At 67.6% G+C, this 6,651-nt stretch carries 5 protein-coding genes; 4 read left to right on the top strand and 1 reads right to left on the bottom strand.

All coding sequences use genetic code 11. The features are described from left to right. Positions 1 to 89: 89 nt before the first annotated feature. Complete coding sequence (ybaL, locus tag O0J73_RS20885; protein ID WP_049456805.1) at positions 90 to 1,787, top strand: YbaL family putative K(+) efflux transporter; 1,698 nt, start codon at positions 90 to 92, stop codon at positions 1,785 to 1,787. 411 nt (positions 1,788 to 2,198) lie between these two features. Here the strand turns inward: ybaL and O0J73_RS20880 are convergent, their stop codons facing one another. Next, positions 2,199 to 3,485 (bottom strand): aminotransferase class V-fold PLP-dependent enzyme, encoded by a 1,287-nt coding sequence (locus O0J73_RS20880; protein WP_308309550.1) that lies wholly within the window; start codon positions 3,483 to 3,485, stop codon positions 2,199 to 2,201. 182 nt (positions 3,486 to 3,667) lie between these two features. On the opposite strand from O0J73_RS20880, the gene O0J73_RS20875 reads away from it, so the two are divergent. The 3 genes from O0J73_RS20875 (at position 3,668) to O0J73_RS20865 (ending at position 6,632) form a co-directional block, all read left to right on the top strand. Continuing rightward, the gene (locus O0J73_RS20875) at positions 3,668 to 4,405 is read left to right on the top strand and encodes a response regulator transcription factor (protein WP_197564830.1); all 738 of its coding nucleotides are present in this window, start codon (positions 3,668 to 3,670) and stop codon (positions 4,403 to 4,405) included. Continuing rightward, a complete protein-coding gene (locus tag O0J73_RS20870; protein WP_308309549.1) occupies positions 4,402 to 5,691 on the top strand; it encodes an ATP-binding protein in 1,290 nt (429 codons plus the stop codon). Before O0J73_RS20875 ends, O0J73_RS20870 begins: the two co-directional genes overlap by 4 nt. Before the next feature lie 140 nt (positions 5,692 to 5,831). Beyond that, complete coding sequence (locus O0J73_RS20865) at positions 5,832 to 6,632, top strand: MipA/OmpV family protein (protein WP_308309548.1); 801 nt, start codon at positions 5,832 to 5,834, stop codon at positions 6,630 to 6,632. Positions 6,633 to 6,651 lie beyond the last annotated feature (19 nt).

Here is a 6,651-nt window from a genome sequence, read left to right as displayed (position 1 = left end):
CCCGCCGCCACAGCATGTGGCCGGCGGGTTTGCCGTATCTGGCCTCATCGGTGAAAATCGGGACATCCCCCCGATTTCTGCGAGAGCCGATGCACCATGACACCGACCTGATCAACATCGTGGCCGTTGGCCTGGGGCTCGCCTTCATCTTCGGCGCGCTGGCCAACAAGCTGCGCTTGTCTCCGCTGGTCGGTTATCTGGTTGCTGGCATCTGTGTAGGCCCGTTCACCCCCGGCTTCGTCGCCGACCAGGCGCTGGCCAACCAGCTGGCCGAACTGGGCGTGATGCTGCTGATGTTCGGCGTCGGCCTGCACTTCTCGCTGAAGGACCTGATGGCGGTCAAGGCCATCGCCATTCCCGGCGCCATCGGCCAGATCGCGGTGGCCACCCTGCTCGGCTGGGGTGTGGCCTCGCTGATGGGCTGGCCCGCCATCCATGGCGTCATCTTCGGATTCTCACTGGCCACCGCCAGTACCGTGGTTCTGCTGCGGGCCATGGAGGAACGCCGCCTGCTGGAAACCATGCGCGGCAAGATCGCGGTCGGCTGGCTGATCGTGGAAGACCTGGCCTGTGTGCTGGCACTGGTGATGATGCCGGTGATGGCCGGCGTGTTCGGCCCCGACGCGGCCAAGGAATCGCACTCGCTGGGCAGCGTTCTGGCCGATATCGGCTGGACCTTCGTGCAGCTGGGCCTGTTCGTGGCGGTGATGCTTGTGGTCGGGCGCCGGGTCATTCCGTGGATCCTGGAACGCATTGCCGGCACCGGTTCGCGCGAACTGTTCACGTTGTCGGTGCTGGCGATCGCGCTGGGCGTGGCGTTCGGCTCGGCGATGCTGTTCGGCGTTTCATTCGCGCTGGGCGCGTTCTTCGCCGGCATGCTGCTCAACGAATCGGAACTGAGCCACAAGGCTGCGCATGATTCGCTGCCGCTGCGTGATGCGTTCGCGGTGCTGTTCTTCGTCTCGGTGGGCATGCTGTTCGACCCGAACATCCTCATCCAACACCCGTGGCAGGTCCTGGCCACGGTGCTGATCATCATGTTCGGCAAGTCAGCGGCGGCATTCTTCATCGTGCGCGCCTTCGGCCACCCGACCAGCACCGCGCTGACCATCTCGGCCAGCCTGGCGCAGATCGGCGAATTCGCCTTCATCATCGCCGGCCTCGGCGTGGCGCTGCAGATCCTGCCGAAGGAAGGCCAGTCGCTGGTGCTGGCCGGTGCGCTGGTCTCGATCATGCTCAACCCGCTGGTGTTCGGCCTGCTGGACCGCTGGCAGGCCAAGCAGGAGCAGTTGCCACAGCCGCCCGAGCCGGAAGAAGCCACTGGCCCGTCCCGGGACCTGCATGACCACGCCATCGTGATCGGTTACGGCCGGGTCGGCAGCGAACTGGCGCAGGTGCTGCGCGACCGTGGCGTGCCGGTGCTGGTGATCGATGACAACAAGGAGCACGTCGAGCAGGCCCACGCCAAGGGCCTGGCGGCGATCCGTGGCAGTGCCGCCGCTGATCGGGTGCTGGCCGAGGCCCACCCGGAGCGCGCGAAGATCGCGGTGCTGGCGATTCCGCAACCGCTGGAAGCCGGCGAGGCGCTGGCCAAGCTGCGCGCGATCAATCCCGACCTGACCCTGCTGGCGCGTGCGCACAGCGATGCCGAAGTGAAGCATCTGCTGGAGCACGGTGCCGATGGCACGGTGATGGCCGAGCGCGAGCTGGCCTATTCGCTGGCGGAGATGATCATGTCGACGCCGCCGTACCGGAACCTGGGGCAGCACAGCATTCCGGTGGTGTGAGGGGCAGCGTGTGCAGGGCTTGCAGCCCTGCACCTGCCGAAGCAACGGCAACAGCAACGGCAACGACAAAAGCAGAAGCTGACATTCCGTGGGATGGCGGGGTGGGTCCGGTTGCGGGAGACGCCGTAAACCCATCCATGGGGGCTTGGCCGCGGCATCCATGCCGCGGACACTCCCGCAACCGGACCCACCCCGCCTTCGATAGATTCCTGCGATCTGTCCGAACGGCGTTCTGCTCTGGTGGGTGTCGACCTTGGTCGACACGGCGGCACAAGAAAAATCCCCGGTCGACCCGCATCGACCGGGGATCTGGATCGCCACGTTGCCAAGCCTTGGAGAGGCAGTTCCACCGTAGCGCATCGCAGCGCCCGTGGTGATCGCCTGTGGCGATGACGACCAAGCCCGTGGCTATCAGGCGTTGGCCAGGGCCTGCTCCAGGTCCGCGCGCAGGTCGCCGATGTGCTCGATGCCGATCGACAGCCGCACGGTGTCTTCGCTGACGCCGGCCTTGGCCAGCTCGGCCGCGTCCAGCTGGCGATGGGTGGTCGAGGCGGGATGGGTAGCCAGTGACTTCGCATCGCCCAGGTTGACCAGGCGGGTGAACAGCTTCAGCGCATCGAGGAAGCGCGCGCCAGCTTCGCGCCCGCCCGGCAGGCCGAAGGTCAGCACGCCCGAGCCGTGTCCGCGCAGATAGCGCTGCGCGGCAGTGTGCTCGGGGTCGTCGACCAACCCGGCATAGCGCACCCAGGCCACCTTGGCGTGCGATTTCAGGAACTGCGCCACAGCCAGCGCATTGGCATTGATGCGCTCCATGCGCAGGGCCAGGGTCTCGATACCCTGCAGGATCAGGAACGCATTGAACGGCGACAACGCCGCGCCGGTGTTGCGCAGCGGCACCACCCGCGCGCGGCCGATGTAGGCGGCCGGCCCCAGCGCTTCGGTGTAGACCACACCGTGGTAGCTCGGGTCGGGCTGGTTGAGGCGGGCGAAGCGCTGGGGCTGCGCCGCCCAGTCGAAGCGACCGGAATCGACGATCGCGCCGCCGAGGCTGTTGCCATGGCCGCCCAGGTACTTGGTCAGCGAGTGCACCACGATGTCGGCACCGTGCTCGAACGGGCGCAGCAGGAACGGCGTGGCCACGGTGTTGTCGACGATCAACGGCACGCCTGCCGCGTGAGCGACTTCGGCGATCGCGGCGATATCGGTGACGTTGCCCCGCGGGTTGCCGATCGACTCGACGAACACCGCCTTGGTGCGCTCGTCGATCAGACCGGCGAACGCTGCAGGATCGGCCGGATCAGCGAAGCGCGCCTGGATGCCGTACTGCGGCAGCGTGTGCGCCAGCAGGTTGAGGCTGCCACCGTACAGCGCGCTGGACGCAACAATGTTGTCACCGGCCTCGGCGATGGTCTGGATCGCGTAGGTGATCGCGGCCTGCCCCGAGGCCAGTGCCAATGCGCCGATACCGCCTTCCAGCGCGGCCAGGCGTTGCTCCAGCACGTCGGTGGTGGGGTTCATGATGCGCGTGTAGATGTTGCCCGGCACCTTCAGGTCGAACAGGTCGGCACCGTGCTGGGTGTCATCGAAGGCATAGGCCACGGTCTGGTAGATCGGCACCGCTACCGCGCGGGTGGTCGGGTCGGGACGGTAGCCGCCGTGCACGGCCAGGGTTTCCAGTTGCCACTGCGGGTCGCTCATTGCACCAGGCTCCATCCGGGGAAACCGCCAACATAGGCCAAGCGCGGCCACCTGCTGAAAGCCGCTGGCGATGACGCCCATACCGCCGGTTATCAGGTTGGCCGCGATTCAGGCAGCCGTCATGGCCCGTTGCTAGGCTTCGCCGCCGGGCGATCCTGCCCGGGCACGGAGGCCCAATACGCATGCAGCCCTCTTCCTGGACACCCGCCGCCGGCGGCGCGCCGGTCCCGGTCCTGCTGGTGGAAGACGATCGCCGCCTGGCCGAGCTGGTCAGCGACTATCTGCGCGAACATGGCTTTGCCGTGCAGCACGTTGCCCGCGGCGACCTGGCCGGCGCGGCGTGCCGCCAGCATGCACCGGAACTGGTGGTGCTGGACCTGATGCTGCCGGGCCTGGGCGGCATCGATGTGTGCCGGCAGATCCGCAGCTTTTCCGATGTGCCGATCCTGATGCTGACCGCCTGCGAGGACGATATCGAGCAGGTACTGGGGCTGGAATCGGGCGCCGACGACTACGTGCACAAGCCGGTTGAACCACGCCTGCTGCTGGCCCGCCTGCGCGCCCTGCTGCGCCGCCGGCACGGCAACAGCGCGACCGGCACGCCGTGCCGGTTGATGCATGGTGAACTGTTGATCGACCGCATGCAGCGCGAAGTACACCTGCATGGTCAGCCGGTGGAACTGGGCACAACCGAATTCGAGATTCTGTGGCTGCTGGCCAGCCGGCCGGGGCAGATCCTGTCGCGCGACCAGATCCTGCAGGCGGTGCGCGGCATCGGCTTCGATGGGCTGGACCGCAGCGTCGATGTCAGCATCGGCAAGCTGCGCCGCAAGCTTGGCGACGACGCACGCGAACCCCGGCGGCTCAAGACCGTGTGGGGCCGCGGCTACCAGTTCAATCCCTCGGCCTGGTCAGCATGAAGCGCCTGTTCCTGTGGTTGTGGTTCGTCACCAGTGCCTGTTTCCTGGTGTCGGTGTTCGTCCTCAACCACATCCTGGACGGCATCTACCTGCCGGTACAGGATCGTGTGTTCGCCGAGCAGGTGCGCGGGCAGGTGTATGCCCTGCGCACTGGGCTGGCCGGCCTGGACGCTGCACAGCAGCGCGCGCGCGTGCAAGAGTGGCAACCCCACTATGGCATCGCGCTGACCCTGCTGGAGACGCCTCCCGTGCTCGACGCGCAGGAGCAGGCCCATCTGCAGGCACAGGGCTTCATCGTCCGCGATCATTACCAGCAGATCCTGTTGCCCATCGAAGCTGCCAGCGGCCGCTGGCTGCACCTGCGCCTGCCCGGCGAGGTGCTGATGACCACCTACATGTCCATCGCCGCCTACCTCAGCATCCTGCTGCTGGTCGGGGCCAGCCTGTATGCCTGGGTCCGCCTGCTGTGGCGCGACCTGGAAGCGCTGCGCCTGCATGCCGACCGCATCGGCGCCGGCGACCTGCAGGCGCGGGCGCAGGTGTCGCCGCGCTCACAGATCCGGGTCATCGTCGACCATTCCAACCGCATGGCCGCGCGCGTGGCCGAGCTGGTGCAGCGCCAGCGTGACCTGACCCACGCGATCTCGCATGAACTGCGCACGCCGATTGCACGCGTGGCGTTCGGGCTGGACCTGATGCAGGACAGCGACGATCGCGCACGTCGCGCAAATCTGGCGCAGGGACTGCACGGCGACCTGGCCGAACTCAACCGGCTGGTGAGCGAACTGCTGGCCTATGAACGCCTGGAGCACCCCAGTGCAGGAGAGCCGCTGCAGCGCATCGAGGCCAACGACTGGCTGCAGGCCTGCCTGGCCGATGCGCGCCGCGACGCCGAACGTGCGGGCCTGGTACTGCAGGTGCAGCCCAGCGCGCTGCCGCGGGTGGATGCCGAACCGCGCCTGCTGCAGTTGGCACTGAGCAACCTCGTGGGCAACGCGCTGCGCCACGCGCGTTCGCAGGTGGAGGTGTCGCTGGTAGGCGTTGGCGGCCGCGCCTGCCTGCGCGTGGATGACGACGGCCCCGGTATCGCCGAGGCCGACCGCGAAAAAGTGATGCGCCCGTTCACCCGGCTGGATGACAGTCGCAGCCGCGATACCGGTGGTTTCGGCCTGGGCCTGGCCATCGTCAACCGCATCGCGGCGCGTCACGGTGGCGAACTGCGCATCAGCCGCGCCACGCTGGGCGGCGCCCGCCTGGAAATGCACTGGCCGCTGGCTGCCAGCTGAACGCCAACAGGCGTGATTACAGTTGCTTACAACTCCCGCACAACTGCGGACGGATCAGTCGACGGCCAATCGCCACGCTGTCGACCCTGCAGCGCGCGCCGGATGCGCGCGCTGCATCCCTCCCATTGTCGAGAGTGCCCATGTCCCAGCGTCACCGTACCCCATCCCTGCTCTGCGTGGCCCTGCTGCCGCTGTTCGCCGCCCCGATCGCCCATGCCAAGGATGACCACTGGACCTTCGAAGTCGCCGCCGGTGCCGGCGTGACCCCGCGCTACAGCGGCAGCAAGGACTTCCAGGCGTCACCGATGGTGTCCTTCGACGCCCGGTCACCCGGTGGCTGGTTTCTCGGCACCAGTGGCATCGGCTGGGGCACGGCGATCGGCGAGCATGCCCACGTGCGCGCCTACATCGGCGCCAGCGGCAGCCGCCGCGACAAGGACTCCGCTCTCGGCGGTTCCGACTTCCTGCGCGGCATGGGTGATATCCGTAGCCGTCCCCTGGTCGGCCTTTCGGCTGGTTATACGCTGGGAGAGGCCGTGCTGAGCGGCACTTGGCAATTCACGCGCAAGGACGAAGACCGTGGCGACAACGGCCTGGCCACCCAGCAGATGCACCTGAGCCTGGACCTGCCGCTGTTCGACCTGGCCGGTGGCGTGGTCAGCGGCAGCGCCTCCACCGAGTATGGCAACCGCGGCTACATGCAGACCTGGTACGGCGTCAGCCCGGAGCAGGCCGCGCGTACCGGCTTTGCCCAGCACACGCCGAAGGCCGGTCTGGTGAGCGCCTGCCTCGGCCTGAAATGGAGCCATCGCGTGGGCCGCAATGGCAACTGGTACATCTCGGCCGAAGGCACGCGCCTGCTCGGCGACGCCGCCGACAGCCCGATCGTGCAGAAGCCGAACCAGTTCGGCCTGATGAGCGGCTACACGCACCGCTTCTAAGGGCGGGCCGGGCCCGGCC

Source organism: Stenotrophomonas sp. Sm6012 (assembly GCF_030985895.1).
Lineage (GTDB): Bacteria > Pseudomonadota > Gammaproteobacteria > Xanthomonadales > Xanthomonadaceae > Stenotrophomonas > Stenotrophomonas forensis.
The sequence above is the reverse complement of the archived record's forward strand: the minus strand, read 5'-3'. Positions and strand labels throughout refer to the sequence as shown.

Bases quoted from the DNA above. Each gene is read 5' to 3' on its own strand.
- O0J73_RS20880 (WP_308309550.1), bottom strand. From the start codon at position 3,485: ATGAGCGACCCGCAGTGGCAACTGGAAACCCTGGCCGTGCACGGCGGC.
- O0J73_RS20870 (WP_308309549.1), top strand. From the start codon at position 4,402: ATGAAGCGCCTGTTCCTGTGGTTGTGGTTCGTCACCAGTGCCTGTTTC.
- O0J73_RS20875 (WP_197564830.1), top strand. From the start codon at position 3,668: ATGCAGCCCTCTTCCTGGACACCCGCCGCCGGCGGCGCGCCGGTCCCG.
- ybaL (WP_049456805.1), top strand. From the start codon at position 90: ATGCACCATGACACCGACCTGATCAACATCGTGGCCGTTGGCCTGGGG.
- O0J73_RS20865 (WP_308309548.1), top strand. From the start codon at position 5,832: ATGTCCCAGCGTCACCGTACCCCATCCCTGCTCTGCGTGGCCCTGCTG.